Source organism: Microbulbifer epialgicus (assembly GCF_041447265.1).
Taxonomy (GTDB): domain Bacteria; phylum Pseudomonadota; class Gammaproteobacteria; order Pseudomonadales; family Cellvibrionaceae; genus Microbulbifer; species Microbulbifer epialgicus.
The window spans coordinates 25,134-50,972 of sequence record NZ_JBGMEK010000008.1 but is presented as its reverse complement, the minus strand read 5'-3'; the positions used below and the strand labels follow the sequence as shown (position 1 = coordinate 50,972).

At 54.1% G+C, this 25,839-nt stretch carries 26 protein-coding genes; 12 read left to right on the top strand and 14 right to left on the bottom strand.

Annotated elements, in window-relative coordinates; all coding sequences use genetic code 11:
- Window positions 1-25 precede the first annotated feature (25 nt).
- The 3 genes from rpoZ to ACCI49_RS05670 all read left to right on the top strand — a co-directional run bounded on the left by rpoZ (window position 26) and on the right by ACCI49_RS05670 (window position 2,984).
- Complete coding sequence (gene rpoZ, locus ACCI49_RS05680; RefSeq protein ID WP_020413965.1) at window positions 26-289, top strand: DNA-directed RNA polymerase subunit omega; 264 nt, start codon at window positions 26-28, stop codon at window positions 287-289.
- 55 nt (window positions 290-344) lie between these two features.
- Window positions 345-2,462, top strand: a complete 2,118-nt coding sequence (spoT, locus tag ACCI49_RS05675) for a bifunctional GTP diphosphokinase/guanosine-3',5'-bis pyrophosphate 3'-pyrophosphohydrolase (RefSeq protein ID WP_371838003.1) — start codon at window positions 345-347, stop codon at window positions 2,460-2,462.
- Between the two features lie 138 nt (window positions 2,463-2,600).
- Window positions 2,601-2,984, top strand: coding sequence for a RidA family protein (locus ACCI49_RS05670; RefSeq protein ID WP_371838002.1), 384 nt, complete (start codon window positions 2,601-2,603; stop codon window positions 2,982-2,984).
- Between the two features lie 52 nt (window positions 2,985-3,036).
- Here the strand turns inward: ACCI49_RS05670 and ACCI49_RS05665 are convergent, their stop codons facing one another.
- Window positions 3,037-3,921: an NAD-dependent epimerase/dehydratase family protein gene (locus ACCI49_RS05665; protein WP_371838001.1), complete on the bottom strand. Its 885-nt coding sequence runs from the start codon at window positions 3,919-3,921 to the stop codon at window positions 3,037-3,039.
- Between the two features lie 224 nt (window positions 3,922-4,145).
- On the bottom strand, window positions 4,146-4,406 hold the full coding sequence (locus ACCI49_RS05660) for a GlsB/YeaQ/YmgE family stress response membrane protein (protein ID WP_371838000.1): 261 nt from the start codon (window positions 4,404-4,406) through the stop codon (window positions 4,146-4,148).
- A gap of 189 nt (window positions 4,407-4,595) precedes the next feature.
- Here ACCI49_RS05660 and ACCI49_RS05655 point away from each other — a divergent pair, with 189 nt between their 5' ends.
- Both ACCI49_RS05655 and recG read left to right on the top strand, forming a co-directional pair.
- Window positions 4,596-5,519 (top strand): hydrogen peroxide-inducible genes activator, encoded by a 924-nt coding sequence (locus tag ACCI49_RS05655; protein WP_371838066.1) that lies wholly within the window; start codon window positions 4,596-4,598, stop codon window positions 5,517-5,519.
- Window positions 5,498-7,600: an ATP-dependent DNA helicase RecG gene (gene recG, locus ACCI49_RS05650; protein WP_371837999.1), complete on the top strand. Its 2,103-nt coding sequence runs from the start codon at window positions 5,498-5,500 to the stop codon at window positions 7,598-7,600. Before ACCI49_RS05655 ends, recG begins: the two co-directional genes overlap by 22 nt.
- Window positions 7,601-7,611: 11 nt before the next feature.
- Here the strand turns inward: recG and ACCI49_RS05645 are convergent, their stop codons facing one another.
- Entirely contained in the window at window positions 7,612-8,931 is a 1,320-nt protein-coding gene (locus tag ACCI49_RS05645; RefSeq protein ID WP_371837998.1) for a dicarboxylate/amino acid:cation symporter, read from the bottom strand.
- A 146-nt stretch (window positions 8,932-9,077) separates the two neighbouring features.
- Between ACCI49_RS05645 and ACCI49_RS05640 the strand changes: the two genes are divergently transcribed.
- The 4 genes from ACCI49_RS05640 to phoR all read left to right on the top strand — a co-directional run bounded on the left by ACCI49_RS05640 (window position 9,078) and on the right by phoR (window position 12,835).
- Window positions 9,078-9,662 carry a chorismate--pyruvate lyase family protein gene (locus tag ACCI49_RS05640; RefSeq protein ID WP_371837997.1) on the top strand — a complete coding sequence of 195 codons (585 nt, stop codon included), beginning with the start codon at window positions 9,078-9,080 and terminating at the stop codon, window positions 9,660-9,662.
- A gap of 66 nt (window positions 9,663-9,728) precedes the next feature.
- On the top strand, window positions 9,729-10,571 hold the full coding sequence (ubiA, locus tag ACCI49_RS05635; protein ID WP_371838065.1) for a 4-hydroxybenzoate octaprenyltransferase: 843 nt from the start codon (window positions 9,729-9,731) through the stop codon (window positions 10,569-10,571).
- A gap of 109 nt (window positions 10,572-10,680) precedes the next feature.
- Entirely contained in the window at window positions 10,681-11,385 is a 705-nt protein-coding gene (gene phoB / locus ACCI49_RS05630; RefSeq protein ID WP_371837996.1) for a phosphate regulon transcriptional regulator PhoB, read from the top strand.
- 124 nt (window positions 11,386-11,509) lie between these two features.
- Window positions 11,510-12,835 carry a phosphate regulon sensor histidine kinase PhoR gene (gene phoR / locus ACCI49_RS05625; protein ID WP_371837995.1) on the top strand — a complete coding sequence of 442 codons (1,326 nt, stop codon included), beginning with the start codon at window positions 11,510-11,512 and terminating at the stop codon, window positions 12,833-12,835.
- Window positions 12,836-12,860: 25 nt separating this feature from the next.
- Here the strand turns inward: phoR and ACCI49_RS05620 are convergent, their stop codons facing one another.
- From ACCI49_RS05620 to ACCI49_RS05605, 4 genes are all read right to left on the bottom strand, one after another.
- Window positions 12,861-13,220, bottom strand: coding sequence for a hypothetical protein (locus ACCI49_RS05620; RefSeq protein WP_371837994.1), 360 nt, complete (start codon window positions 13,218-13,220; stop codon window positions 12,861-12,863).
- Window positions 13,220-13,834 (bottom strand): DUF938 domain-containing protein, encoded by a 615-nt coding sequence (locus tag ACCI49_RS05615; RefSeq protein ID WP_371837993.1) that lies wholly within the window; start codon window positions 13,832-13,834, stop codon window positions 13,220-13,222. The genes ACCI49_RS05620 and ACCI49_RS05615 overlap by 1 nt, the downstream gene beginning before the upstream one ends.
- Window positions 13,831-14,607, bottom strand: a complete 777-nt coding sequence (gene yaaA, locus ACCI49_RS05610; protein ID WP_371837992.1) for a peroxide stress protein YaaA — start codon at window positions 14,605-14,607, stop codon at window positions 13,831-13,833. Before yaaA ends, ACCI49_RS05615 begins: the two co-directional genes overlap by 4 nt.
- A gap of 150 nt (window positions 14,608-14,757) precedes the next feature.
- Window positions 14,758-15,237, bottom strand: coding sequence for a DUF4265 domain-containing protein (locus ACCI49_RS05605; RefSeq protein WP_371837991.1), 480 nt, complete (start codon window positions 15,235-15,237; stop codon window positions 14,758-14,760).
- A 69-nt stretch (window positions 15,238-15,306) separates the two neighbouring features.
- Between ACCI49_RS05605 and ACCI49_RS05600 the strand changes: the two genes are divergently transcribed.
- Window positions 15,307-16,590: a M48 family metalloprotease gene (locus tag ACCI49_RS05600; protein WP_371837990.1), complete on the top strand. Its 1,284-nt coding sequence runs from the start codon at window positions 15,307-15,309 to the stop codon at window positions 16,588-16,590.
- A 70-nt stretch (window positions 16,591-16,660) separates the two neighbouring features.
- Here the strand turns inward: ACCI49_RS05600 and ACCI49_RS05595 are convergent, their stop codons facing one another.
- The 7 genes from ACCI49_RS05595 to ACCI49_RS05565 form a co-directional block, all read right to left on the bottom strand.
- Complete coding sequence (locus ACCI49_RS05595; RefSeq protein ID WP_371837989.1) at window positions 16,661-17,518, bottom strand: putative porin; 858 nt, start codon at window positions 17,516-17,518, stop codon at window positions 16,661-16,663.
- 292 nt (window positions 17,519-17,810) lie between these two features.
- Window positions 17,811-18,125 carry an antibiotic biosynthesis monooxygenase family protein gene (locus ACCI49_RS05590; RefSeq protein WP_371837988.1) on the bottom strand — a complete coding sequence of 105 codons (315 nt, stop codon included), beginning with the start codon at window positions 18,123-18,125 and terminating at the stop codon, window positions 17,811-17,813.
- An 82-nt stretch (window positions 18,126-18,207) separates the two neighbouring features.
- On the bottom strand, window positions 18,208-18,909 hold the full coding sequence (gene phoU, locus ACCI49_RS05585; RefSeq protein WP_020413945.1) for a phosphate signaling complex protein PhoU: 702 nt from the start codon (window positions 18,907-18,909) through the stop codon (window positions 18,208-18,210).
- Between the two features lie 25 nt (window positions 18,910-18,934).
- Complete coding sequence (gene pstB, locus ACCI49_RS05580) at window positions 18,935-19,810, bottom strand: phosphate ABC transporter ATP-binding protein PstB (RefSeq protein ID WP_371837987.1); 876 nt, start codon at window positions 19,808-19,810, stop codon at window positions 18,935-18,937.
- Window positions 19,811-19,843: 33 nt separating this feature from the next.
- Window positions 19,844-21,130, bottom strand: coding sequence for a phosphate ABC transporter permease PstA (gene pstA, locus ACCI49_RS05575; protein WP_371837986.1), 1,287 nt, complete (start codon window positions 21,128-21,130; stop codon window positions 19,844-19,846).
- Window positions 21,123-22,502, bottom strand: a complete 1,380-nt coding sequence (gene pstC, locus ACCI49_RS05570) for a phosphate ABC transporter permease subunit PstC (RefSeq protein WP_371837985.1) — start codon at window positions 22,500-22,502, stop codon at window positions 21,123-21,125. The genes pstA and pstC overlap by 8 nt, the downstream gene beginning before the upstream one ends.
- A gap of 140 nt (window positions 22,503-22,642) precedes the next feature.
- Window positions 22,643-23,695 carry a PstS family phosphate ABC transporter substrate-binding protein gene (locus ACCI49_RS05565; RefSeq protein ID WP_371837984.1) on the bottom strand — a complete coding sequence of 351 codons (1,053 nt, stop codon included), beginning with the start codon at window positions 23,693-23,695 and terminating at the stop codon, window positions 22,643-22,645.
- A 183-nt stretch (window positions 23,696-23,878) separates the two neighbouring features.
- Here ACCI49_RS05565 and ACCI49_RS05560 point away from each other — a divergent pair, with 183 nt between their 5' ends.
- The gene (locus ACCI49_RS05560; RefSeq protein ID WP_371837983.1) at window positions 23,879-24,451 is read left to right on the top strand and encodes a TRAP transporter small permease subunit; all 573 of its coding nucleotides are present in this window, start codon (window positions 23,879-23,881) and stop codon (window positions 24,449-24,451) included.
- Entirely contained in the window at window positions 24,448-25,806 is a 1,359-nt protein-coding gene (locus ACCI49_RS05555; RefSeq protein ID WP_371837982.1) for a TRAP transporter large permease, read from the top strand. The genes ACCI49_RS05560 and ACCI49_RS05555 overlap by 4 nt, the downstream gene beginning before the upstream one ends.
- Window positions 25,807-25,839 lie beyond the last annotated feature (33 nt).

The window sequence follows — 25,839 nt, the reverse complement described above, 5'->3', positions numbered from 1 at the left end:
GCACAGTGAATGGAACCGAAAGTTTATGGCACGTATTACAGTTGAAGATTGTCTCGAGCACGTCGACAACCGCTTCGAACTCGTTATCGTGGGCAGCAAGCGCGCCCGCCAGATCGCCACCGGCGGACAGGACCCCATGGTTCCAGAAGAGAATGACAAACCCACGGTGATCGCCTTGCGCGAAATCGAAGAAGGCCTGGTAGATGCCAGTATCCTAGACCAGCCAGATCGCGAAGAGGCCCCAGCACCAATGGTGGCACCGGCCTACTTATCCGACCAGGAAATCTGATCCCAGTCTGTTCGAACTGAAAGTTTTATGAGTTATATGAGAGGCGCGCGCGGCATTGCACACCATCGATAGTCTGGCCCACCGCCTCTCCTCATACCTGCCCCCCGACCAGATCCAGATAGTCCGTCGCGCCTACTTCTACGCGGAACAAGCGCACGACGGTCAGCAGCGCCGTTCCGGTGAGCCCTACGTCACCCACCCGCTCGCGGTAGCCACTATCTTGGCTGGCATGCATATGGATCACGAAAGCCTGGCCGCGGCCATGCTGCATGACGTGATCGAAGATACCGGAATTCCCAGGGCGGCCTTAGCCGAGCAGTTTGGCGGCGAGGTGGCCGATATCGTCGACGGTGTCTCCAAACTAACTCAGTTTGAAACCGACAGTGCGGCGGAAAAGCAGGCAGAAAACTTCCAGAAGATGGCCCTGGCCATGGCGCGTGATATCCGCGTAATTCTGGTCAAATTGGCCGACCGCCTACACAACATGCGCACCCTTGGCGCCCTCAAACCACAGAAGCGCGCGCGTATTGCCCGCGAGACCCTGGAAATCTATGCCCCCATTGCCCACCGCCTGGGCATGAATGACGTGCGCATTGAATTCGAGGACCGCGCCTTTTTCGCCATCTACCCACTCCGTGCTAGTCGGCTACGCGCCGCACTAGTTGCCGCACGCGGCAACCGCAAGGAGCTACTGGAACAAATCCAGAATGCCATTGAGCTACGCTTGCAACGCGAAGGCATCAGTTCCCTGGTTATTGGCCGCGAGAAACATCTGTTTAGCATCTACCAGAAGATGCGTGCGAAGAAAAAGTCCTTCAAGGAGATCATGGATGTCTATGCCTTCCGCATAATCGTGGACAGTGTGGATACCTGTTACCGGGTGCTGGGTGTTATGCACAGCCTGTACAAACCGGTCATCTCCGAATTCAAGGACTATGTCGCCATCCCCAAATCCAACGGTTACCAGTCACTGCATACTGTATTGCTGGGCATGCACGGGGTGCCAATCGAGGTCCAGATCCGCACCAAGGAAATGGATGAGATGGCCAACAGCGGCATCGCCGCCCACTGGTTATACAAGGCCTCTGGCGATGAAGTCATCAATACCGGAGGCACCAGCCAAGTGCGCGCACGCCGCTGGGTACAGGGCCTACTGGAAATGCAGCAACGCGCAGGCGACTCGCTGGAGTTTATCGAGAACGTCAAAATCGACCTCTTTCCCGACGAGGTTTACGTGTTCACCCCCAAGGGACAGATTGTCGATCTGCCCGCCGGTGCAACGGCGGTGGATTTCGCCTACTCGGTACATACCGATATCGGCAATTCCTGTGTGGCGGTGCGTATAAACCAACGTCTGGCGCCCCTGTCGCAGCCACTGGAAAGTGGCCAGAAAATAGAAATCCTCACTCGCAAGAGCGCACAACCAAACCCCAACTGGCTCAATTTCGTCGTCACCGCAAAGGCGCGCAGTGCGATTCGCCACTTCCTCAAGCACCAACGCCACCACGATTCCATCGCCCTGGGCCGGCGCCTATTGGAAAAAGCCCTGGGCAAGTTCAACACACGCCTGGAAGAGCTGTCTCCGCAACAACTGAAGCGCGGCCTGCAAGAAGCCAAGTGCACAACCCTGGATAAATTGCTAGAAGAGATCGGACTCGGCAATAAAGTCGCTTTCTCCGCCGCCAAGCTATTGGCACCGTCACACAGCGTGGAGGCGGAAGCCAGCAATATTTCCTCACCACTGACCATCGACGCCCAGGAAGGCATGATGATTAGCTTCGCGCGCTGCTGCCGGCCAATTCCCGGGGATACCATCATCGGCCATATCAGCTCTGGCAAAGGGGTGGTGGTCCATAGGGATACCTGCCGCAATACCAATGAGTTTCGTGAGCATCCAGAAAACCTGATGCTGGTGAACTGGTCTCCAGATGTAATAGGGGAATTTCTCGGCGATGTACGTGTGGAAGTGGAATCCGAGCGCGGCATTATTGCACGCTTGGCCACACGTATTACCGAAGAGGGGGCCAGTATCGAACAGATCAATGTGGACGAGAAAGATGCACATAATAGCGTCATTTCCCTGACCCTGGAGGTGAGTGGACGGGTACATCTGGCGCGCGTAATGAAACGGCTGCGTAACCTGCCATCGGTAATCCGTATCTCGCGCCCCTAAGGTATTCAGCAGCTTATTATTCGCCACCACCTGGCAATGCGATTGTGACCTCCAGTACCGCTGACATTCTTCATCAAAGCGCGCTATATTTATCGGCTTTCCGGTTCAGCAAAAGTAATAAGTAATGGAGTGCCCCACATGCCCAACCGCGCAATTATCAAAACAGACACGGCCCCGGCCGCAGCCGGTACCTATTCACAGGCGGTGAAGGTTAACAATACGGTTTACCTATCCGGGCAGATAGGACTGGACCCAGAAAACCAGCAGATGGTTTCCGGCAGTTTCGCCGATGAAGCACGCCAAGTATTTCGCAACCTTGGTGCCGTGTGCGAAGCGGCAGATGGCTCACTCAGCCATATTGTTAAGCTGAACCTGTACATTACCGACAGCAACAATTTTGCCGCTGTTAACGAGGTAATGATGGAATTCTTCCAGGAACCCTACCCGGCGCGAGCCACGGTGGTTGTCAAAGAGCTACCTCTGGGAGCCCAGTTTGAAGCTGAGGGCGTGATGGTGCCCTAATCTTCATAGCAGTAAACTTGAGCCGGGCAATCGGCCCGGCTCAAGTTTACTATTAGCCCTCCGCTTCTAGCAGAGCGCTGTAGCCCACTTTGTAATCCGGGAATTTCAACTCGTAGCCGCTGGCGAGCATACGCCGGTTACTGACCTTTTTCGAGCGACGCTCACTGGTCTGCACTATCTCGCGCAAATGGGCACTAGTGTAGCCCATCGCCTTCACCAACCACTGCTGCAGCTCATACATGGGCACGGGTTTACTATCGGCGCCAATATATAAGGGTTCTGGAGCCCAACCCTGCTTTTGCCTTTCAACAAGGTGTAACAAAAAACCAATGCAGTCGTCGATATGGATACGGTTGCTGTACTGTGGTGGCTGTGGGGGTGCACAGCGCCCGGCGCGTACCTGGGACAGCAAACGGTCGCGGCCTGGTCCATAGATACCGGCAAAGCGGACTATACAAGTAGCGGGTATGGCCGAACGAATAATATCCTCCGCCGCCAGTAATGCTTCCCCCTGAAAGCCACTTAGGGCCGGCGGTGTCAGCTCATCAATAAAGTCGTCCCCACTCTGGCCATAAACTCGAGTAGAAGAAACCCAAAGTACCAGGCGCGGTGGTTTGGGCAGGTGCGGAATCGCCTCACTGAGAGACTTGGCAGTTTCTACATAGGCGCGCTGGTAGCCACTAGGACTATGTTCATCCGGGGTGAATGTTGCGAGGACAATATCGGCACCATCTGCCAATAGACGCTCTATGTCCCCCGCCTTGGTAGCATCCCCCCTGCGCCAGTTAACGACATCCGCACGGCGCTTGCTCGCCAAGGCTACCAGCGGATTGCGTCGCATTCCGTATACACTGTACTTTTTGCGGTCGATATTTAGCGCAAGACGCGCTCCGAGGTCACCACACCCAAGGATCCAAAGCTTTTCTTGTTGTGTCATATAGTTCTCAGCGAAACAGCGCCTGAAGCCACGCCGTTCGCCATATTCCCTTGCTTTTGTGCTGTTGACTCCTGTTGGAGAAACCCTTGGGCCAGAACCCTTGTGGTCACTCCATCTTCAGGCCACTCCAAATTAACCCGCAATCGTTTGCGGCGCCACCATCCATGGATTACAACGCGGAATACCCTGTACCCCGCAACTTAATCTGCCGCTCTGATTTTGAACTAACTTCCGCGCCGTTTGAGTAAACGGTAAACAGCAAGAAAGATTATCGCACCAATGGTTGCTGTTATTATGTCTCCAAATCTGAAGCCGGTCACTGGTCCGCCGAAGCCGATTAAGGCGCCCAGCCAACCTCCGATAAAGGCACCGATAATGCCGATTACCATGGTTACGATCCAGCCACCAGGATCTTTCCCCGGCATAATCCACTTCGCCAAAGCGCCGGCAATCAACCCAAGAATGATCCAGGAAAGAACGCCCATGACATTTCTCCGTTCAGTGTGCCCCCATAAGATATAGCAAAATTTTGCGCCTCAATCCCCTATCGGCTCCTAGAATTGGTAAATTTTTCCAACTTTCAGAAACCATTGGCCGGGTGAGAGATGGTATTGGCCAGCAGCTATTATTTATGAATAATAGCTATCACCTGAGACCATTTGATTGCCTTTACCATGACTCTCAATGAATTGCGCTACATAGTCACTCTCGCCCAGGAACAGCACTTCGGCCGCGCTGCCGAGCGCTGTTACGTGAGTCAGCCAACCCTGTCCATCGCCGTTAAGAAGCTGGAGAAGGAACTCGGTGTGGCGCTGTTTGAGCGCTCCAAGACCCGGGTAAAGGCAACCCCATTGGGAGAGCGCATTGTCGCCCAGGCCCAACTGGTGCTGGAACAATCGGCAGCAATTAAGGACATCGCCAGCGCAGGCAAAGACCAGCTGGCAAGCCCACTCTCCGTGGGTGCGATCTTTACCATTGGCCCCTATCTATTCCCGCATTTTATTCCTCAGCTGCAACACCTGGCACCGGATATGCCCCTATACGTAGAGGAGGGCTATACCGCCACACTGCGCCAGCGGCTGCGTAAAGGGGAGTTGGACGCAATTATTATCGCTCTGCCATTTACTGAGCCGGATGTGGTCACGCAGCCCCTCTATGACGAGCCCTTTGTGGTGCTGATGCCTGCGGGGCACCCACTGGCAAAGTTTGAGAGTATCGACCCAGACCAACTCACCGAAGACAACGTCCTGCTGCTGGGAGAGGGCCACTGCTTTCGCGATCAAGTTCTCGAGGCCTGCCCACACTTGCAGCTAACTATGGAGAAAGAAGTCGGCTCAGGAGGCATCCGCACTGCGGCTGACGGCAGCTCGCTAGAGACTCTGCGCCACATGGTTGCCTCTGGGCTCGGCATCACCGTGTTGCCGTTGTCTGCCGCCACAGCTTCACAATATGCGACTGGACTATTGGAAACCCGCCCCTTCGCAGCTCCTGGACCACGCCGCACAGTAGCCCTGGCCTGGCGCGCCAGCTTCCCGCGTCACCGCGCTATCGATATCCTGCGTGAGGCTATCAGCCAGTGTCATCTGATCGAGCCCTAGCCAGCCTCGCAGAGCAGCCTGTCACTGTCCTCAAGGGGGTGGGGGACAAATTTGCCCAGGTGCTGGCGAAGCTACATATCCACTCGCTGCAGGATCTTCTGTTCCACCTGCCACTGCGCTACCAGGACCGCACTCGTGTAGTACCGGTTGCCGGGCTAACCATAGGCATGGATGCAGTTATCGAAGGCGAGGTGACCGCCGCAGATATTGTCTTCGGTCGCCGGCGCAGCCTGGTTGTGAAGCTACAGGACATGAGTGGCAGTATCACCCTGCGTTTTTTCCACTTTTCTGCAGCGCAAAAAAACCGCTTTGCCCGCGGCGTACGCCTGCGCTGCTTCGGCGAGGCTCGCCGCGGCGCCGCCGGACTGGAACTCTACCATCCAGAAACTGAGGTAGTAGGAAGCGAGAACAGTACCACTGAAGACACCCTCACCCCGGTATATCCTTTGACCGAGGGTGTGAGCCAAGGGCGCATGCGCGGGCTGATGCAGCAAGCCGTGACATTCTTACGAGGTGGAGCCGTCACCGAGTTAATCCCCACAGAATTATTACCCAAGGCATTGCGTTACCCCCTCAGGGATGCCCTGATTTACCTGCACTCACCGCCAGCCGGGACTCATCTGGAACAGCTCGGCGCTGGTGTACACCCAGCACAGCAACGCTTGGCGCTGGAAGAGTTACTCGCCCACCATTTAAGCTTGCTGGAGCTGCGACGCAATAGCGCCAGGGTTGCAGCGCCGCCACTACCGGTGAACAAATCCCTGGAGAGGGATTTCCTCTCGCGCCTGCCATTCTCACTCACCGGCGCGCAGCAGCGTGTATGCGAGGAAATCACCGAGGATCTCGCCCAGGAAACCCCTATGATGCGCCTGCTGCAGGGAGATGTCGGTGCCGGCAAAACCCTGGTAGCGGCCATGGCTGCACTTAAGGGCATAGGCGCCGGAGCCCAGGTGGCTGTGATGGCGCCCACCGAAATTCTCGCTGAGCAGCACAGGATTAATTTCTGTAACTGGCTCGAACCTCTCGGAGTGCAAGTTGCCCAGCTGACCGGCAACTTGAGAGCCGCTGAGCGTCGCGAGCAGTTGGCTAAAGTAGCCAGTGGTGAGGCGCAACTGGTGGTGGGGACCCATGCGCTTTTCCAGGAAGAAGTGGTTTTCCACAACTTAGTGCTGGTAATTATCGATGAACAGCACCGCTTCGGTGTACGCCAGCGCCTGGAGCTTCGTGAGAAGGGCGCTGCCAGCGGTGCCACCGGCCGGCTGCAGCCTCATCAGTTGATCATGACCGCAACCCCAATCCCTCGCACCCTGGCCATGTCCGCCTTTGCCGACCTGGACTGTTCCATCATTGATGAGTTACCGCCGGGGAGGCAGCCCATTAGTACCGTGGCAATTTCCAATGATCGCCGAGACCAAGTGATGGAGCGAGTGCACAGCGCCATTGCCGCGGGCCGTCAGGCCTACTGGGTCTGCACTCTGATCGAGGAATCCGAGAGCCTGCAGGCTCAGGCAGCGGAATCCACGGCAGAAGAGCTGGCAGAGATGCTGGATGGCGTGCGCGTGGCGCTGGTACACGGGCGCCTCAAGCCGGAACAGAAAGATCAGGTGATGAGCGCTTTTAAGGCAGGGGAAGTGGACCTGTTAGTAGCCACCACAGTAATCGAGGTGGGGGTGGATGTGCCCAACGCCAGCTTGATGATTATCGAAAACCCTGAGCGGCTCGGCTTGGCGCAGCTGCACCAGCTGCGCGGTCGAGTGGGGCGCGGCTCTATCGCCAGCCACTGTGTTTTACTCTACGGCACACCTTTATCGCAAAATGGGCGCGCACGTTTGCAGGCCCTACGCCAGCACAGTGACGGTTTTGCTATCGCGGAGGAAGACCTGCGCCTGCGTGGCCCGGGTGAAATACTCGGCACCCGCCAGACCGGTGAGATCCAACACCGCATCGCCGACCTTCAGAGAGATGCTGATTTATTGCCACAAGTACAGAGGATTGCCGCATCTCCGGTGCTGGACCAAGAGATGCGGCGCCAGCTGATTAAGCGCTGGCTACAGAACAAGCCCCGTTTTGCCGAAGCCTAATGGAAAGCGCCTCAATGGGCGCCTATGGTGTTTTGTGAATCATTGATACTCACACTGTCATAGTTCGAGTCGTAGTAAGTCTCCTCGTCCAACGCGCCCTCACTCTTCGCCACCACGCTGCTCACCACCGCGTCGCCAGTGATATTCACAGCCGTGCGCACCATATCCAGCAGGCGATCGACGCCAATTACTATGGCGATCCCCTCCAGCGGCAAACCCACCTGTTGCAGTACCATACCCAGCATAATCAGGCCCACACCGGGTACTCCAGCAGTCCCGATAGAGGCCAGGGTCGCAGTAATAATCACGGTCAGGTAACCGGTAAGGCCAATCTCCACACCAAAGAACTGGGCAATAAAGACCGTGGCAACCCCCTGCATGATTGCGGTGCCATCCATATTGATTGTCGCACCGAGAGGCACGGTAAAGGCGGCAACCTTGTTATCTACCCCTAAGCGCTTCTCTACCGTCGACAAGGTTACCGGAATGGTGGCCGCAGAAGAGGCAGTGCTAAAGGCAAATACCATGGTGGAACGCATTTTCTTGAGCAGCTCCAGCGGGTTGAGACCGCTCAGCAGCTTCAACAAAATCGAATAAACTCCCAGAGCGTGCAAGAGCAGGGCACCTAACACCACCAGGAAATACTTCCCAAGCTGAAGCAAACCGCCAAAACCCAGGTCCGCAAAGGTTTTCGCCAATAGCGCAAAAACTCCGTAGGGTGCAAAAACCATCAGTACCCCAACCATGCGCAGTACAACCGTGTTGAGGTCGTTAAAGAAGGCCGCGATTCGCTGGCCTGGTTCTCCGCAACGGGAGATGGCATACCCCATCAACAGGGCAAATACGATAATCTGCAGCATATTGCCTTCGGCCATCGCTGCCACTGGATTTGTGGGGAAAATATTTACCAGCACATCGGACAGCGGCGGAGACTCTTTTGGCTGGAAAGTAGAGCTTGCCGCAGCTGCAGCCTCGTTCACACCGATACCGGGCTGGAATACCAGTGCCAGACACAGAGCCAGAGTGATAGCCACCGCTGTGGTCAGCATATAGAGCAGAACCGTTTTGCCCGCCAACGGCCCGATACGGCTTCCCTCTGAGAGTGCACAGGCGCCACTGATCAAGGAAACCAGCACCAGCGGTACCACCATCAGCTTCAGCGAGGCGATAAAGATACGACCGATAATGTCAAACAGGCCCTCGGTCAGATAGAGATTGATGGCATTGGTCACACCCGCACCAAGCAACTGGCTGCTGTTCAGGAAATTGAACAAGACTCCCAGAATAATGCCGGCAATCATCCCCACCAAAATTTTGGTAGTAAGCCCCATAACAAGCTTCTCTCTATAGATTCGTTGTTTTCATTGCAGCGAGCACTATATCCATTGCCGCCCCAGGGAGCAAAAGTGCAACAGGGTGAGGCCAGCCGCCAGCGGGCAAGGTACAATGCCCTCTTTTCCAGACTGCGGAGTTATCGTTGCACCAATCTCCATATGTACCCACCGGCGATTGGCGTGGGCAGCCACTAGAAGCGACACAGCCTCAGCCCCCTGCGCCGCTATTACCCTGGCTGGAATATTCGGGTTCGCTGACTGCCGCCTTAAAACATCTGAGCGATGGGGATTTTCACGTAAAGGTACTCAACCAGGGCTGGCAACTCCCCCGTGCAGAGGAATGCCATGTACTCAAACTGCATGAGCACAGCCGTGCCCTGGTAAGAGAAGTACTGCTGTATGGCCGTGGCCAGCCTTGGGTCTATGCACGCAGTGTACTGCCCTTACGCAGCCTGCAGGGCAAGTCCCGCAATTTGCGCAGTCTGAATGACCAGCCGCTGGGGGAATTGTTGTTCAGCGAACCGGGAATTCGCCGTAGCGACATCCAATTTAATCGCCTGCAACGCAACCCCAGGCTTCAGCCAGAGGTGCTCTGCGGTGAGCATGAAAATGCCTGGGGACGACGCTCAACTTTCTGGCTGCGGGATAAGCCTCTGTTGGTAGCCGAGACTTTCCTCTCGGCCTTCCAACCTGAAGGGCCTCCCACAGCAACTGTAATCAATAACTAGACACCTGGAGAGAGGAGAGAGTCCACCGTGATCAGCCAACAGATTGCTACCCGCTGGCCTTCAGTGATGCCCTATTGGCAGTTGGCGAGAATGGACAAGCCTATCGGCTCACTCCTGCTTTTATGGCCCACCTGGGCAGCACTGTGGCTCGCTGCTGGTGGCTGGCCGGGGTTGCACCTGTTTGCAGTATTCACTTTTGGAGTCATCTTGATGCGTGCTGCCGGCTGCGCGGTAAACGACTTCGCGGATCGCGAAATTGACGGCCGTGTAAAACGTACTGCAGAGAGACCCCTGGCCAGCGGCGCCATCACACCTCGCGCTGCTCTGGGTTTGTTTGCCGGGCTCAGCCTGGTGGCGTTTGCCCTGGTACTGACCACCAACAAACTGACCATTCTGCTATCGTTGCTGGCATTGGGACTGGCCTTTTGCTACCCATTTGCCAAGCGCTATACGCACTTGCCGCAGGTTGTGCTGGGCGCCGCCTTTAGTATGGGAATCCCCATGGCCTTCGCCGCAGTCACCGGAGAAATCCCCCCCCAGGCGTGGCTGCTGTATACCGCAAACCTCCTCTGGACCCTGTGTTACGACACCTTTTACGCCATGGTGGATCGGGATGATGACCTGAAAATCGGGGTCAAATCCACAGCAATTCTGTTTGGGGAGATGGATAAAGCCATGACGGCGACCCTTCAGCTTCTGGTACTGATAGCCCTACTGTTTATCGGTCAGCGCTTTAACCTGGGAGCCATTTATTACCTGTCACTGATCGCAGTAGCCGGGCTCTTTGCCTATCAGCAGTGGTTGATACGCGACCGGTTAAGAGGAGCTTGCTTTCAGGCTTTTCTCAACAATAACTGGGTGGGATTGGCGATATTCGGCGGAATTTCCCTGCACTATCTGTCGAATTAGCCTTTGACTGGGAGACAGCAAGCAACCGTCATATATTTGTCATATAAATCCCGTTTAATCCCCGGCCATAACCGGGAAATCCTGACAACAGAGCGGGCATGGCAGGCAAATGCACAGTAAAACGATCTTGATTGTCGATGACGAGGCCCCAGTACGCGATATGCTGCGGGTCGCGCTGGAAATGGCCAACTATCGCTGCCTCGAAGCGGAGAATGCCCAGGAAGCCCACGCCCTGGTCATTGATGAGAAACCAGACTTGATCCTGCTGGATTGGATGCTGCCGGACGTCTCCGGTGTCGAACTGGCCCGGCGTCTTAAGCGCGACGAACTGACGACTTCCGTACCCATCATCATGCTTACTGCCAAAGGCGAGGAAGATAATAAAATCAAAGGGTTAGAGACGGGCGCCGACGACTATATCACCAAGCCCTTTTCTCCTCGTGAGCTGGTTGCGCGTCTCAAAGCGGTACTGCGTCGCGCCGGTCCTGCCACACCAGAAGACCCCTTGAGCGCCGGCAATCTGGTGCTGGACCCCCTCAGCCACAGGGTCACCATTCAGGGACTGCCTGTGGATATGGGTCCCACGGAATTCCGTCTGCTGACCTTCTTCCTTTCCCACCAAGAGCGCGCCTACACACGCACGCAGTTGCTGGATCATGTCTGGGGGGGCAATGTATACGTGGAGGAACGCACCGTAGACGTGCATATTCGCCGCCTGCGCAAAGCCCTGGCGATGGACGGTCACGACCGCTATATCCAGACGGTGCGCGGCACAGGTTATCGATTTTCTGTGCAAACTGTCGAAAAAGTGTGACAATCCCCTTGGGTCGGCACTGACTCCCACGGAAACCTGTGGTCATTTTTCAAAAACCGCGGGGTTCCACGATGTATTGAGTGCGGGAAGGACACAGTCCTCCGTCAGGTAACACGGCAACGCTATGTTGGATCGCAGTATCGGCGAATTTTCACGATTTGTAGTTATCGCTCTGGGCTGCACCATTCTCGGTTTCACTTCAGGCAACTGGTCACTCGCATTGATTGCAGGCCTGGCCGCTTACCTGATATCCGTGCTTTGGCAGCAACACCGCTTCAACCGCTGGCTGGCCAATGGCCGGCGCGGACCCGCCCCCACCGCATTCGGAGTCTGGGGCGAGATTTACGATGATTTCTATCGTATGCAGCGCCGCCACCGTCGTGAAAAACAAAAGCTGCACGCCATGCTTCGTCGGGTACAGGATAGCACCAGCGCCCTGCGCGAAGGCATAGTGGCCCTGGAAAATGGTGACCACCTGGCTTGGTGGAACCCCGCCGCCGGTGAACTCCTCGGCCTGCAGACCAGTGATGCCGGGCAATCCCTGGTCAATTTTGTGCGTGACCCCGGCTTCGTCAGTTATATGCACAACGAAGACAGCGACTCGCGTGAACCTCTCACCCTACCTGCCCCAGGTAATGAGGCACTGCGCCTACAGCTGGAAGTCACCCGTTATGGTCAGGATGAGGCGCTGGTTATCGTGCGCGATATCACCCGCCTGCATAATCTCGAGCAGATGCGTCGCGACTTCGTCGCCAATGTTTCCCACGAGCTACGCACTCCATTAACAGTGATCGCCGGCTACCTGGAGACCCTGCAAGGCAGTGATATGGCACCACCCGCGTGGCAGCGCCCTTTGGCACAAATGGAGGAGCAGGCCGTCCGTATGACCACACTGGTCAACGACCTGCTACTGCTGGCGCGCTTGGAAACCTCGGAGCGCAGTGGTGGCGATATACCCGTGGACGTTAATGAGCTGATGGAACGGGTAGCACGGGAAGCACGCAGCTTCAGTGGTGGTCGCCACCAAATTGAGGTGCAATGCGAGGGCCACAGTAGTATCCGCGGCGATGCCAGTGAGCTACACAGCGCCTTCGCCAACTTGGTGCTGAACGCAGTGAAGTACAGCCCGGCAGATGGAGAAATCCGACTGCGCTGGTGGCAGGATAGTCGTGGCGGCCATTTCAGCGTCGAAGATCAGGGGATTGGCATTGATCCAATCCATATTCCGCGCCTGACAGAGCGCTTCTACCGGGTCGATCCCGGTCGCTCGAGGGATAGCGGCGGTACCGGCCTGGGGCTGGCTATCGTCAAGCATGTACTACTACGCCACAGTGGTGAAATGAGTGTAAAGAGCATTCCGGCCCAGGGCAGCACTTTCATTTTGCACTTCCCTGCGAGCAAAGTAGATACAAAAATAGAGAATAATTATGGAGAAGTAGCAGGTACCTGACACTTCCCCAAGGTACCAGTTAAGGCTACTCGAACTCCTGCAGCCTCACCTGTTCACCATTTTTCGTATAGCTAATTTCATCTTCCTCGTTCACCGGAGTGCTCTCCCGACGCAGGATCAGATGGTGCAGCTGCAAGTCCCCATCGCGTAACAGCAGGTGCTCATTGCCATCGTCATCTGTAGGCAGAGGTTTGGCACCTAACAGAGCATCGCGCAGAGCGCGCAGGCGGGGCACATCCTTATAGCGATTCAAGTCATTGGAAAGCCGCGCTTTCATGCGCTCACTCTCGTGCAGGGCGGCGGCAGTTTCGCGGTATTTGGCAAAAAAGAAAACCGCACCAATGGCAAAGGCCACAATTATCGTCACTTCAAACCACGCAGGCATCATTTCTCCTTATTATCATTTTTGCGCCAGACCACCAGCTGATTGTTGGCCGGCAGGAAATTTAATTCTTCGCGAAACATGCCACTATTTTCGGCAAGCTGGTCCAGCCACTCCAGGTCGCGGATACCACTGGCTGGGTTGCGCTCCTTCAGCCACTGGTCAAATTCGGCATTGCTCGGTCCGATAAAAGTCCCATCAATTTTCATGGGGCCGTAGACAATTAGCTGGCCACCAGGCTGCAAGACGGAGGGGAGTTTGCGGAAAAAACGCTCCACCGATTCTCTCGACATGATGTGCAGGGTATTGGCAGTAAAGACCGCATCTGCACTGAGCTCTGGCCAGTCATTATCGACATCCAGGGTAAGGGGCTTTCGCAGGTTTTCTGCGGGCTGCTTCTCCAGCCAGGCACAAACGCCCGGTAACATCTCCGCGCGCTCAGAAGTCTGCCAGGTTAACTGAGGCAATTGTGGGGCAAAATAGACCGCGTGCTGCCCGGTACCGCTCCCAACTTCCAGCACTTGCCGGCTATTAGCCAGCAGTCTGCGCAGTTGCTCCAGGATTGGACCTCGGTTGCGCGCGCAAGAGGGCGCATCCGGCAGGCTAGGTTCGCTCATTGCGCCTCATCCCGAGTAAATACCCAATCGCGCTCACCAGACATTTGCGGGCTATAGCTGTAGCCCGCCACATCAAAACCTTTGAGGTCTTCCGCCTTTTTTACCCGCTGATCAATGGCCCAGCGACTCATCATACCCCGTGCCTTCTTAGCGAAAAAACTGATCATTTTATATTCGCCGTTCTTTAAGTCCTTAAAGTGTGGGGTTACGACCTTGGCATCGAGCATCTTGGGCTTAACCGACTTGAAGTACTCGTTGGAGGCGAGGTTAACCAACTCACGGCTCTTGACGCTGTGTAGCTGCTTATTGAGGGCCTCGGTAATCTGCTCTCCCCAAAATTCATACAGGTTCTTGCCGCGGGAATTCTCAAACTTGGTGCCCATTTCCAGGCGGTAGGGCTGCATCAAGTCCAGCGGGCGCAGGATACCGTAGAGCCCCGACAACATACGCAGATGTTTTTGTGCATAGCCGAAATCGCGCTTGCCCATAGATCCTGCATCTAGCCCGGTATACACATCGCCTTTAAAAGCGAGCAGTGCCGCTCGTGCATTCTTAGCCGTAAAAGGCCGCTTCCATGACTGGAATCGATCGTAATTCAGGACTCCCAGCTTGTCAGAAATTTTCATCAGACTGGAAATCTGCGGTGGGCTGAGTTCACGCAACTCTTTGATCAGTGCTGCGGACTCCTTGAGAAACTCCGGCTGGGTGGTCTCCAATTCCGGAATTTCGCTCTCGTAATCCAGCGTTTTCGCGGGAGAAATCACTATTAACATCGGATACCTTACTTTCTTCTGCCTAGCCATCACTGCCAGCGACATTCATACCCAATCGCGAATCTGGGTATGCCTGAAAATTTGCCCGGCTCTCTTATCACAATGGGGCAGCAACTATTGTCATTAACCCTCAGCTCATGCCGGCCGAAACTATTCCGGCTTTAGAATATCCTGCCACCAGTTTAACGGTGTCTGGCCATCCTTGGGATCATACACGTTGCCGTAATACCAGACACTGTTGGCCCCATCGCAGGCATTATTGAGGATCTTTTCAATCTTATCGAACCCACAGCTGACATGAATGCTGTAAACCAGCATACGCGGAACTTCCAGATCCAATTCACCTCCAAGTTTCTCTAGCTGCGGGGTCAATTTATCTGAAAGCTCTGCGCTATCTCCGCGGCAAAACACGCGGATCGCCAGGTTGCCGGAACGCTTTACCAGCTCAAACTGCTGGGTATCCTTGTCCACTTTGATGCTGTCGCCACTGGCGATGCCTTTGATAAATGCAGGCGAGCGTACCAGCTGACAGCTGTCGTCCTCGTTGATGCGCACCTGCAGGCGCTCCACCACTGGTTCGCCATCGGGGTTGGTACCCGCAAACAACTCGATTACCTGTAGTGCTGTCATAACCTCTCTTCCCGGACTGTGTACAATGGGTGATCGCTAAATACTCAGCATTATACAGGGAGGCAGGCAATGATCTCGCGCAACCAGACTTTATTCGCTGCTGCGGCATTCGTAGCAACCTCAATTCTCAGTGGTTGCGTCGTCAACCCAGTAACCGGTGAACAGCAATTCTCACTGGTCTCACCCCAGCAAGAGCTAAGCCTGGGGCAGCAACAGTACCCTATCAACCAGCAGCAGCAGGGTGGGCAATACACCATAGACCCCAGCTTGCAGGACTATGTGAACAGAGTGGGACAAAAGTTGGCACGGGTTTCCGACCGGCCTCAGCTCCCCTATGAATTCGTCGTTCTAAATAACTCTGTACCCAATGCCTGGGCATTGCCGGGAGGCAAAATCGCTATCAACAGGGGGCTATTGATATTACTTGAAGATGAGGCCGAACTGGCCGCAGTGCTGGGCCACGAAATAGTTCATGCTGCCGCACGCCATTCGGCAACTGCCATGTCCCAACAGCAGGTACTGGGTGCCGGGCTCGCAGTGCTCGGTGCAGCAACCAAAGATTCCGCTTACGGAGACTTGATATCCACCGGCAGCCAACTGGGCGGCTCTGCCTATATTGCGCGCTACGGCCGTGGCAACGAGCTGGAATCAGATGAATACGGGATGAAATATATGGCCGCCGCCGGCTATGATCCCCTGGGTGCTGTACGCCTGCAGCGGAAATTTGTCGAGCTCTCCCAGGGCCGCCAGAGCAACGGACTGGAAGCACTATTCGCCAGCCATCCCCCGTCACAATCCCGGGTTACAGCAAATATTGAACATAGCAAAGCACTACCCAAGGGCGTCACCAATCGAGATGCCTATCAAAAAGCGATTGCTCAATTGAAACGCGATGCCGATGCCTATAAAAATTATGATGATGCACTGGAGGCGGCGAGTAAAAAACAATATGGAAGTGCCCTCAGCCTTGTGCGCAAAGCACAAAAGCAGCAACCCAAGGAAGCAGCTTTCTTCGCCCTGGAAGGTGATTTGCTGGCGCAGAAAAAACAATACTCCGACGCTCACAAAGCCTACGACCGCGCAGTACAGAAAAACCCAGCGCTGTTTTCCCACTGGTTAAAACGCGGAATGGCGAGTGCACAACTCAAGGACTATACATCCGCCGAGCGAGACCTAAGCCGCTCCCTTCGCTATCTGGAAACCGGTTATGCGCACTACTACCTGGGTGAAGTTTATGAGAAGCAGGGCAATAAGCAAAGTGCTTTCAAACATTACCAAACAGCAGCAAAGGCTGGAGGGGAAATTGGCACTAAGGCGCAGGCTAGAATACAGGCGCTGACAGGGAAAATTTAGGTAGGGTTGATCAAAATAACCCGTAAAAAAAAGGGCTACTTACAATAGCCCTTTTTTGTCTAGCTATAAATTACAGCTGTACAGTCAGACCCAGCTCAAATTTATCAACTTCGATATCGGCACTTGAACCCGAAGAATAAGCTTCATTGCCAAAACTACGAAGATTCAAGTCATCAAATAGCATAGTACTGTAAGCAGCTTCGACAGCAATGTTTTGGCTGAAGAAGTGTGAATAACCTAATTTAAAGTCCTGATTATCATCATACTTTACACCAATAGAAGTACTCTTGGTGAAATAATATTCAGCACCAACCTTCCAGTAGTTATCACCATCGTCAATGCTTGTGTAAGCAAAGTCAGCCGTCCAGTATTGATCACCACCCAGGCTGGCAAAGTACTTAGTAGAAAAAACCCGAGCGTCGAAATCGTCATCAGTAACAAAATCAAAGCCAATGTAATCGTTGCCATTCAACTGATAGTTATAACGAGCCTCAACTAACGTCTCATCATCGTAATCATTGTCTACATGGGACAATTTTACTAGGAAGTTAGGGGTAAATAAATATCCAAGGGATATCGTATTTACATTGTCATCATCCACTTCTGTAATGTTGGCACCAACCATCAGACCATTATTGGCAAAGTACTCGCCTGCCACAGCAAAATTATCACTATCAAAGCTTCCTACATCAAAATGAGTAAAAGCCGCGGATACATTAGTAACTTTATTAATGTATTCAAATTCCTTTAATGGACCCAGTGATTCCTTACCACTGAAATAATAACTGGTTTCAGCACCAAATAGATTACCATCCGCGCCATCAAGGTCCAGGTTTGAATAATCAACAGTAGTAATGGATGTGTATTCCTCAGCAGTTGCAGTTACGGCGAGAAGCATCAGGGGAAGAGCAGCGAGCTTGAATCTCATATCAAAATCCTTCGTTAACGTTGGGATCCAAATTGGGCAGAGAATTGTAACAAAAGTTTTTTAGTTCGCAACAACAGTAAATTACAAAAAGTTAGTTAACTATTTTTTTGCGGCAAGTTGAATAAAACAGGTGGTTGAATTGACTGGAACAAAAAGATAAAAATACTTGTAATGCAGCGTAATAACTAACTAGAAAAACAAATCACAAAAAATAATATAATTTTATATTTTTTTAATTCTTATCGGCTTCACTAGCTTTATTCAGCTTACATTCAGTTTGTACTCACTAATATTAATCCAAACTAAAATTAACAACCCATTGCGGGTCTTCAAATTCACCCAGTGAACGAATTTCGACGAAGGGGGCAACACTGCGAATGATTTTATCGATCTCCACCAAATGTTGTGCCTGCATTGCATCCCTGTCTTCCTTACAGCGCCAAGTGGCAACAGCAAGCAACTTTCTTGGATCATCAATCTTGCGGTGAAGTTCCGTTCCCATAGCGCCGGGATATTGCTGAATTAACCTGGATGCTCGTACCCAGGCCTCAGCATATTCCTCTGCACTGAATCCCTCTTTGATATGAACTTCGAAAATATATTTCATCGCTTCCTCTCAGGGCGCCCGAGCTGGAAAAACCTGCAATAAAAAAGGCCGCTTAATGCGACCTTTGTAGCGGGCTGGAAGTTCAAGACTTCCGCAGATTTTTTTCATGGCCGTGGCGAATATCCGCACCTTCCACCAAATAAACCACCTGCTCACAAATATTCTTCGCATGGTCGCCAATACGCTCCAATGAACGCAGCGCCCAGAGCACATTGATCACTCGCGAGATACTGCGCGGATCTTCCATCATATAGGTGACTAACTCGCGCACCGCGGTGCGGTAATCCATATCCACCTGCTCATCTTCCGCCAGTGTGCGTAGGGCCGATTCCACGTCAAAGCGGGTATAGGCATCCAGGGCATCGTTAAGCATCTTGCGCACGGCATTGGCGATATGGCGTATTTCAGTGTAGCCGCGCGGTGAGGTGCCTTCATCGGTGAGGGCAATGGCCATTTTTGCAACCTTGCAGGCCTCATCGCCGATGCGCTCCAGATCGCGAGCGATACGGGTTACCGACATCACCATCCGTAAATCCGAGGCGGCGGGCTGGCGCTTGGCGATAATTAAAGTCGCGTGCTCGTCGAGTGCCATCTCGCTCTTATCGATCTCCTCTTCGACACGCAGAACCTCCTCGGCCAGCTGACTATCAGCATTGGACAAGGCATCAACAGCATCGGCGACCTGGCGGGCGACCATGCCGCCCATCTCCAACATCTCGGTCTTAATACCTTCCAGGTCCTCGTTGAACTGACGGGAGATATGCTGATCGAAGTGCATTTCCATAGTGTTCCCTCGGGGCGTGGCCGACTCAGCCGAAGCGGCCGGTGATATAGGCTTCGGTTAATTCGTGCTCAGGGTTGGTGAACACGGTTTCGGTATCGTTAACTTCGACAAGTCGACCCAGATGGAAGTAGGCCGTACGCTGACTGACGCGAGCGGCCTGCTGCATTGAGTGTGTAACGATGGCGATAGTGTAGTTCTCGCGCAGCTCGTCAATCAGCTCTTCGATACGTGCGGTGGCGATGGGGTCCAGGGCCGAGCAGGGCTCATCCATCAGAATAACTTCAGGGCTAACCGCAATAGCGCGGGCAATACACAAGCGCTGCTGCTGACCACCGGAGAGTCCGGTGCCCGGTTTATCCAGACGATCCTTTACCTCATCCCATAGCCCTGCGCGGCGCAAGCTGTTCTCAACAATTTCATCCAGATCGGCGCGGCGGCTGGCGATCCCATGGATCTTGGGGCCATAAGCCACGTTCTCATAGATGGATTTTGGGAAAGGGTTTGGTTTCTGGAATACCATGCCCACCCGAGCACGCAGGGGCACGACATCCACCTTGGGGCCATAAATAGGATCGCCATCCAGACTCAACTCGCCCTCGACACGACAACCTTCAATGGTGTCATTCATACGGTTGAGGCAGCGCAGGAAAGTGGACTTACCACAGCCGGAAGGGCCAATCATGGCCACCACTTCATTGCGGCCAATATCCAGGCTGACGGAGTGGATAGCCTGGGCCTCGCCGTAAAATACATTCACATTGCGCATGCGCAGTTTGGCGGTATCACAGAACGGCTTGCCCACGGTTTTCCGGACTTCGGCGCTCGCTGCAATTTGCCCGCCAGTCAGTTCGGATCGCGCCGCCTCTGTGCGCCCTGCGGCATCCAGGGTCATGGTACTCATAAATAATCCCGCTTTCTGTTAATCCGCGCTGTGTTACCAGCGGCGCTCAAGTTTCTTGCGCAGTAATACCGCGCTGGCATTCATTACAATCAATACGCTCAGCAGCACCATAATTGCTGCCGAAGTGCGCTCGACAAAAGCGCGCTCAGGGCTGTCGGCCCACAGGAAGATCTGTACCGGTAGCACAGTGGCTGGATCAGTCACCCCGGCGGGCACATCGACAATAAAGGCGACCATACCAATCATCAACAGCGGTGCTGTTTCACCCAGTGCCTGGGCCATGCCGATAATCGCACCGGTAAGCATACCCGGCATCGCCAGTGGCAACACATGGTGGAAAACCACCTGCATACGCGAGGCGCCCATACCCATTGCCGCTTCACGGATAGAGGGCGGAACCGCCTTTAGCGCCGCACGGCTGGAAATAATAATCGTCGGCAGTGTCATCAGGGTGAGTACCAGACCACCTACCAACGGCGCCGAACGGGGCAGCTCGAAGAAATTGATAAAGATCGCCAGCCCCAACAGGCCGAATACGATAGAAGGTACCGCGGCGAGGTTATTAATATTCACCTCAATAAGGTCGGTCCAGCGGTTCTTCGGTGCATATTCTTCCAGGTAAATGGCGGCGGCTACGCCGATAGGGAAGGACAACGCCAGTGTCACCAACAGAGTAAACAGCGACCCCATCAATGCCGCACGAATACCGGCCTGCTCTGGCTCACGGGAATCCCCATTGGTAAAGAAGGTGGTATTGAAACGTTTTTTCAGCTCACCACTATCCAACAGTTGCTCAATCCAGCCGGCTTTCTGCTCAGAGGTGCGACCACGAAAACCCTCCTTGGAATCCTTGAGGCTCTTAACAAAGGTGTCCACATCGTCATCGGCGGCGAGCCATACCATCTCGCTCTTGTCGAGCAGATCCGGGTTATCAGCCAGGCGGTCACGCAGGGTGAAAGGCGCACCAGAGGAAACCAGGGTATATAGCTCACGCTTTTCACCGCGGCTGGTCACTGAGGGAAAGCGCTCGCGCAAGGCTTGGCGTATCAAACCGGAGAAGTTGGCCCAGGCCAGACTCTCGTCATCGACTTTGTCGATGCCGAGCACCTGCGCATCGTAGTGTATTTCCAGCTGAATAGCGGTCTGGACGAAGGCACCGCTACCCTTGCTGATAATATCACTGAACAAAATTACAACTGCGAGTATACCGAAGGCAATACTGGCAATGCCCAATCCACGAAAGAGCTTTTCCTTGCGGTGGCGGCTGGCGAGGCGCTTCTCGATACGCTCACGAACCTGCGCCTGAGTCAGATTAGTCATACTGCTCCCGATATTTTTTCACTACGTGCAGGGCGATAAAGTTCAGCACCAATGTGGTAACAAACAACATTAAGCCCAGGGCAAAGGCGGCCAGGGTTTTGGGACTGTCAAATTCCTGGTCACCAACCAGCAGGGTCACAATCTGAACGGTAACGGTGGTCACAGACTCCAGCGGGTTGGCGGTTAAGTTAGCTGCGAGTCCCGCCGCCATCACCACGATCATGGTTTCACCAATTGCCCGTGACACCGCCAGCAGAACACCGCCGACAATTCCCGGAAGAGCCGCCGGAATCACAACTTTGCGCACTGTTTCAGAGTGGGTGGAGCCCAGGCCCAAAGCACCATCGCGCAATGATTGCGGCACCGCATTGATCACGTCGTCTGACAGGGAGGAGACGAACGGGATGATCATAATGCCCATCACCAGGCCTGCGGCCAGGGCACTTTCACTGGAGGCCTCCAGGCCAACCGAGGTAGCCAGGTCACGAATAAAGGGCGCAACCGTCAGAGCGGCGAAGAAGCCGTATACCACCGTGGGCACACCGGCAAGAATTTCCAGAATTGGCTTGGCGAGGGCGCGCACACGCTTGCTGGCATATTCCGCCAGGTAAATCGCTGCCATCAAACCAACAGGTACTGCGACAAACATTGCGATGGCGGAAACCATCAAGGTGCCGGTAAACAGGGGCACTGCTCCGAAGGCGCCGCTGGAACCAACCTGATCCGCGCGCAGGGCCATCTGCGGGCTCCAGTGCAAACCGAACAGGAACTCGGTAATAGGAACCGACTGGAAGAAGCGCAGGGACTCAAACAACACCGAGAACAGAATACCCACGGTGGTAAAAATGGCCGCGCAGGCACAGGCAATCAATATAGCCCGCAAGACCTTCTCAACTTTTTCTCGAGCGCGTAATTGTGGGGAAAAACGTAAAAGAGCAAAAGCTCCGAGACCCACGGCCAATATCAAGCTCATAAAGGCTTGCATAGTATTGGAGCTGCTACGCAGTTGGCTGAGGTGATCTGCCGCTTCTTGTAAACGCGGAGTGGCTTCCCCCAACATATGGCCTGCGGCCAGATTTTGAATTTGGGCGTAGAGCAGATTCTGCCCTGAAATTGTCTCGGGTTTGTCGGCAACACTGTTCAGCACCATAGCCCGAATAATGGCATCGTCAAATATCAGCCAGGCACCGAGTAATACCAATGCCGGCAGACCACACCAAAGCGCGGCAAATATTCCGTAATAACTGGGCAGAGAAGCCAGGTTGCGCAAGCCACCTAAGCTACGTGCAGCGCTCAGTGCGCGGCTAAAGCCGGTACCATAGGCCACCAGAATCAACAGCAGCAGAAGGGCGAACAGTGTGGGGGTTTGCATTAATTTACCGTGCTAAAAAAATGGTTGTCGGCATTATCCCGACATTTCCCTCGGATTCCACAGTGCTGTGGACAAAGAAAAGCCAAGCCCTCTCGGGCTTGGCCGTCAATTCCCTTTGACTGTACTACTCCAGGATAGGGTTATTTTGCAGCGAGATTACTCAGTGCGTTCAGCTTGCGAACATCAGTAGCGATTTGCTGACGCTTCTCTTGGGGCAGCGGAATCATACCTTTGTCTGCCAGGTAACCTTCATCACCCCAGGCGCGTTCATTGGTGAACTCCGCCAGGAATTGCTTGATGCCCGGTACTACGTCAGCGTGAGCTTTCTTCACGTAGATAAACAGCGGGCGGGATACCGGGTAGCTCTGGCCAGCGATAGAGTCGAAAGTCGGGGCCTGACCTTCAATCATTGAGCCCTGTACTTTGTCGGCATTCTGATCGAGGAAGCTGAAGCCGAAGATGCCCAGGGCATTCGGGTTGGCAACCAGCTTGTTCACGATCAGGTTGTCGTTCTCACCAGCTTCTACATAAGCGCCATCTTCGCGCACGTTGTGACAGATCGCCTTGTAAGCGCTCTTGTCTTTTTTCTTCATGGCCTTGATCCAGCCAAACTTCTTACAGCCACCTTCCATCGCCAGCTCGGCAAAGGCATCGCGGGTACCGGAAGTGGGGGGCGGGCCCAGAACTTCAATTTTGGTATTGGGCAAAGCCGGGTTTACGTCTTTCCAGGTCTTGTAAGGGTTGGCCACCAGGGTTTCGGAACCGTTCGGGTTCGGTACTTCTTTAGCCAAAGCCAGGAAAATGTCCTTGCGGGACAGCTCAAACGGAGCGGCTTTCTTTGCGTTGGCGAGTACGATACCGTCGTAGCCGATCTGGACTTCCACAACATCAACGCCGTTGCCGTTACACATTTCCAGCTCAGACTGCTTGATGCGACGGGATGCACCGGTGATATCCGCAGTGCTTTCGCCAACGCCCTGGCAGAACAACTTCATGCCGCCGCCAGTACCAGTGGATTCAACTACCGGGGTTTTAAACTGGGTAGCGCGGCTGAAGCGCTCTGCCACAGTAGTAGTAAAAGGGTAAACGGTAGAGGAACCGACAACACTGATGTAGTCGCGAGCCGCCATAGCCACCTGAGAAGTGGCAAGGGTCAATGCCGCCAGGGAAGTGGCCAGAATTTGCTTGTTCATGTGGAACTCCGATGAGTGTTTTTTATTTCACGCGGCGATGCTAGGAACAACGGGTGACGATTCTATGAACAAAAGATGACAAAAAGATTACAGCTTGAAATTTGGCCGGCTGGTGCATGGACCGCCAAAACGGTAACCTTCGTGCAGCCAAGATAACAATAAGATGTAAAGAGAGAAGCCCCCATGCCTTTTCTGTTGCGTGGAGCCCGTGCATTGGAGAGTCTGTCCAGTCGCACCGGCCACCTGCTGGCCTGGTTTACCTGGGCCATGGTTTTACTGCAAAGCTGTGTCGTGGCACTACGCCATCTTTTCGATAGCGGCTCTATCGCCCTACAAGAATCCGTAGTCTATCTGCACGGTGCTGCCTTTATGCTCGGCCTGGCCTACGCCCTGCAAACTGATGCCCATGTGCGGGTAGACATCCTCTATAGGCGCATGGGGGCCAGGGGCAAGGCCTGGGTTAACGCCGTAGGTTATCTCATCTTTTTATTACCAATTTGTACTTTTATGCTGATTAGCAGCTGGCAGTTTGTACTGAACAGCTGGTCAGTGCTTGAAGACAGCGCCAATGCCGGCGGCCTGCCAGGGGTATTCCTGTTGAAGAGCCTGATCCCTCTTGCGGCAATTACCCTAGCCCTGGCCGGCACAGCCCAGTTTATGCGCGCGCTCCTGCAACTGATGGAAACGCCAGCCCCGACAACCAAGGCCTCGGCCAAGCCCCGGTTACTAAGGCAAGCAGAGGAGGCTGAGGCATGATGGAGCTAATCCCCCTGCTGATGTTCGCCGCTGTCTGTGCAATGTTGATGTTCGGCTATCCGGTAGCCTTCACTCTTGGTGGAACAGCACTAATCACCGCTGGCCTGGGTATTGTGTACGGCGTCTTTGATGCAGAATTGCTGCGCGCCTTTCCCGATCGCCTCTACGGCATTATGCAAAATGGTACCCTGGTGGCCGTGCCATTATTTGTGCTGATGGGTGTGATACTGGAGCGCGCCCGAATCGCCGAGGATTTACTGGTCAACTTAACCAAGGTATTTATGGGGGCGCGGGCAGGAATGGCCATTTCTGTAGTAGTGGTTGGTGCACTGCTCGCCGCCAGCACCGGAATAGTGGGTGCCACGGTAGTCACTATGGGTCTGATGTCCCTGCCCACCATGCTGAAACAGGGCTACTCTCCCAAGCTCGCCACCGGTACCATCTGTGCCACCGGTACCCTCGGGCAAATTATCCCTCCATCTATTGCGCTGGTATTACTGGGAGATACTCTCTCCAATGCCTACCAACAGGCACAGCTGTCTGCCGGAATCTTTAACCCCAAGCCAGTCAGCGTCGGTGACCTGTTTATCGGGGCAATTATTCCGGGCTTACTGCTGGTAGCAGCCTACATTATTTACCTGTTATTCGTGGCTCGCCGCGAACCGGCGAAAGCTCCCTCCACCGAACAGGAGGCACTGGAAGTCTGGCCTTTGATTAGCAGCCTTTTTCCTCCTATTGCCCTGATGTTGGTGGTTTTGGGCTCTATTATTACCGGTGCAGCAACTCCCACAGAGGCCGCTGCGGTAGGTGCACTGGGCGCAGGTTTGTTGGCTTATAGCCGTGGCGCCCTAAATTGGGCACGAGCGGGAGAGGTTGGGCGAAGCACCTTACAAGTAACAGCGATGGTCTTCGCAATCCTAATCGGAGCCTCACTATTTTCCCTGGTCTTCCGCGGTTATGGCGGCGAAGAATTGGTAACCAGTATTTTCCACAGCCTACCCGGTGGCGTGGTGGGTGCGACACTGTTAGTAATGCTGGTGATCTTCTTACTTGGATTTATTCTCGATTTTATCGAGATCACCTTTGTGGTTGTGCCTATTGTGGGTCCCGTACTGTTAGCAATGGGAGTCGATCCAGTTTGGTTAGGCATTATGATCGCCATTAACCTGCAAACTTCCTTCCTGACACCACCGTTCGGTTTTGCCCTCTTTTATCTGCGCGGCGTCGCACCCAGCACCATAGCTACCTCCGCTATTTACCGTGGTGTTGCGCCATTTATTGCCATACAAATTCTTTTGCTTTGCCTATTGGCACTCTGGCCGGCTCTGGCAACCTGGCTGCCGGGAGTTATTTAAAAGTAACAGGCACAAGCTCTGTTTTTACTTTTG

Coding starts and splice junctions, on each gene's coding strand:
- ACCI49_RS05560 (WP_371837983.1), top strand. CDS start 23,879: ATGCCTTTTCTGTTGCGTGGAGCCCGTGCATTGGAGAGTCTGTCCAGT.
- pstB (WP_371837987.1), bottom strand. CDS start 19,810: ATGAGTACCATGACCCTGGATGCCGCAGGGCGCACAGAGGCGGCGCGA.
- ACCI49_RS05600 (WP_371837990.1), top strand. CDS start 15,307: ATGATCTCGCGCAACCAGACTTTATTCGCTGCTGCGGCATTCGTAGCA.
- phoU (WP_020413945.1), bottom strand. CDS start 18,909: ATGGAAATGCACTTCGATCAGCATATCTCCCGTCAGTTCAACGAGGAC.
- ACCI49_RS05620 (WP_371837994.1), bottom strand. CDS start 13,220: ATGCCTGCGTGGTTTGAAGTGACGATAATTGTGGCCTTTGCCATTGGT.
- ACCI49_RS05665 (WP_371838001.1), bottom strand. CDS start 3,921: ATGACACAACAAGAAAAGCTTTGGATCCTTGGGTGTGGTGACCTCGGA.
- ACCI49_RS05660 (WP_371838000.1), bottom strand. CDS start 4,406: ATGGGCGTTCTTTCCTGGATCATTCTTGGGTTGATTGCCGGCGCTTTG.
- ACCI49_RS05645 (WP_371837998.1), bottom strand. CDS start 8,931: ATGGGGCTTACTACCAAAATTTTGGTGGGGATGATTGCCGGCATTATT.
- ACCI49_RS05555 (WP_371837982.1), top strand. CDS start 24,448: ATGATGGAGCTAATCCCCCTGCTGATGTTCGCCGCTGTCTGTGCAATG.
- pstC (WP_371837985.1), bottom strand. CDS start 22,502: ATGCAAACCCCCACACTGTTCGCCCTTCTGCTGCTGTTGATTCTGGTG.
- ACCI49_RS05655 (WP_371838066.1), top strand. CDS start 4,596: ATGACTCTCAATGAATTGCGCTACATAGTCACTCTCGCCCAGGAACAG.
- ACCI49_RS05565 (WP_371837984.1), bottom strand. CDS start 23,695: ATGAACAAGCAAATTCTGGCCACTTCCCTGGCGGCATTGACCCTTGCC.
- ubiA (WP_371838065.1), top strand. CDS start 9,729: ATGCCCTATTGGCAGTTGGCGAGAATGGACAAGCCTATCGGCTCACTC.
- phoB (WP_371837996.1), top strand. CDS start 10,681: ATGCACAGTAAAACGATCTTGATTGTCGATGACGAGGCCCCAGTACGC.
- ACCI49_RS05605 (WP_371837991.1), bottom strand. CDS start 15,237: ATGACAGCACTACAGGTAATCGAGTTGTTTGCGGGTACCAACCCCGAT.
- yaaA (WP_371837992.1), bottom strand. CDS start 14,607: ATGTTAATAGTGATTTCTCCCGCGAAAACGCTGGATTACGAGAGCGAA.
- ACCI49_RS05595 (WP_371837989.1), bottom strand. CDS start 17,518: ATGAGATTCAAGCTCGCTGCTCTTCCCCTGATGCTTCTCGCCGTAACT.
- ACCI49_RS05615 (WP_371837993.1), bottom strand. CDS start 13,834: ATGAGCGAACCTAGCCTGCCGGATGCGCCCTCTTGCGCGCGCAACCGA.
- pstA (WP_371837986.1), bottom strand. CDS start 21,130: ATGACTAATCTGACTCAGGCGCAGGTTCGTGAGCGTATCGAGAAGCGC.
- ACCI49_RS05670 (WP_371838002.1), top strand. CDS start 2,601: ATGCCCAACCGCGCAATTATCAAAACAGACACGGCCCCGGCCGCAGCC.
- phoR (WP_371837995.1), top strand. CDS start 11,510: ATGTTGGATCGCAGTATCGGCGAATTTTCACGATTTGTAGTTATCGCT.
- ACCI49_RS05590 (WP_371837988.1), bottom strand. CDS start 18,125: ATGAAATATATTTTCGAAGTTCATATCAAAGAGGGATTCAGTGCAGAG.
- rpoZ (WP_020413965.1), top strand. CDS start 26: ATGGCACGTATTACAGTTGAAGATTGTCTCGAGCACGTCGACAACCGC.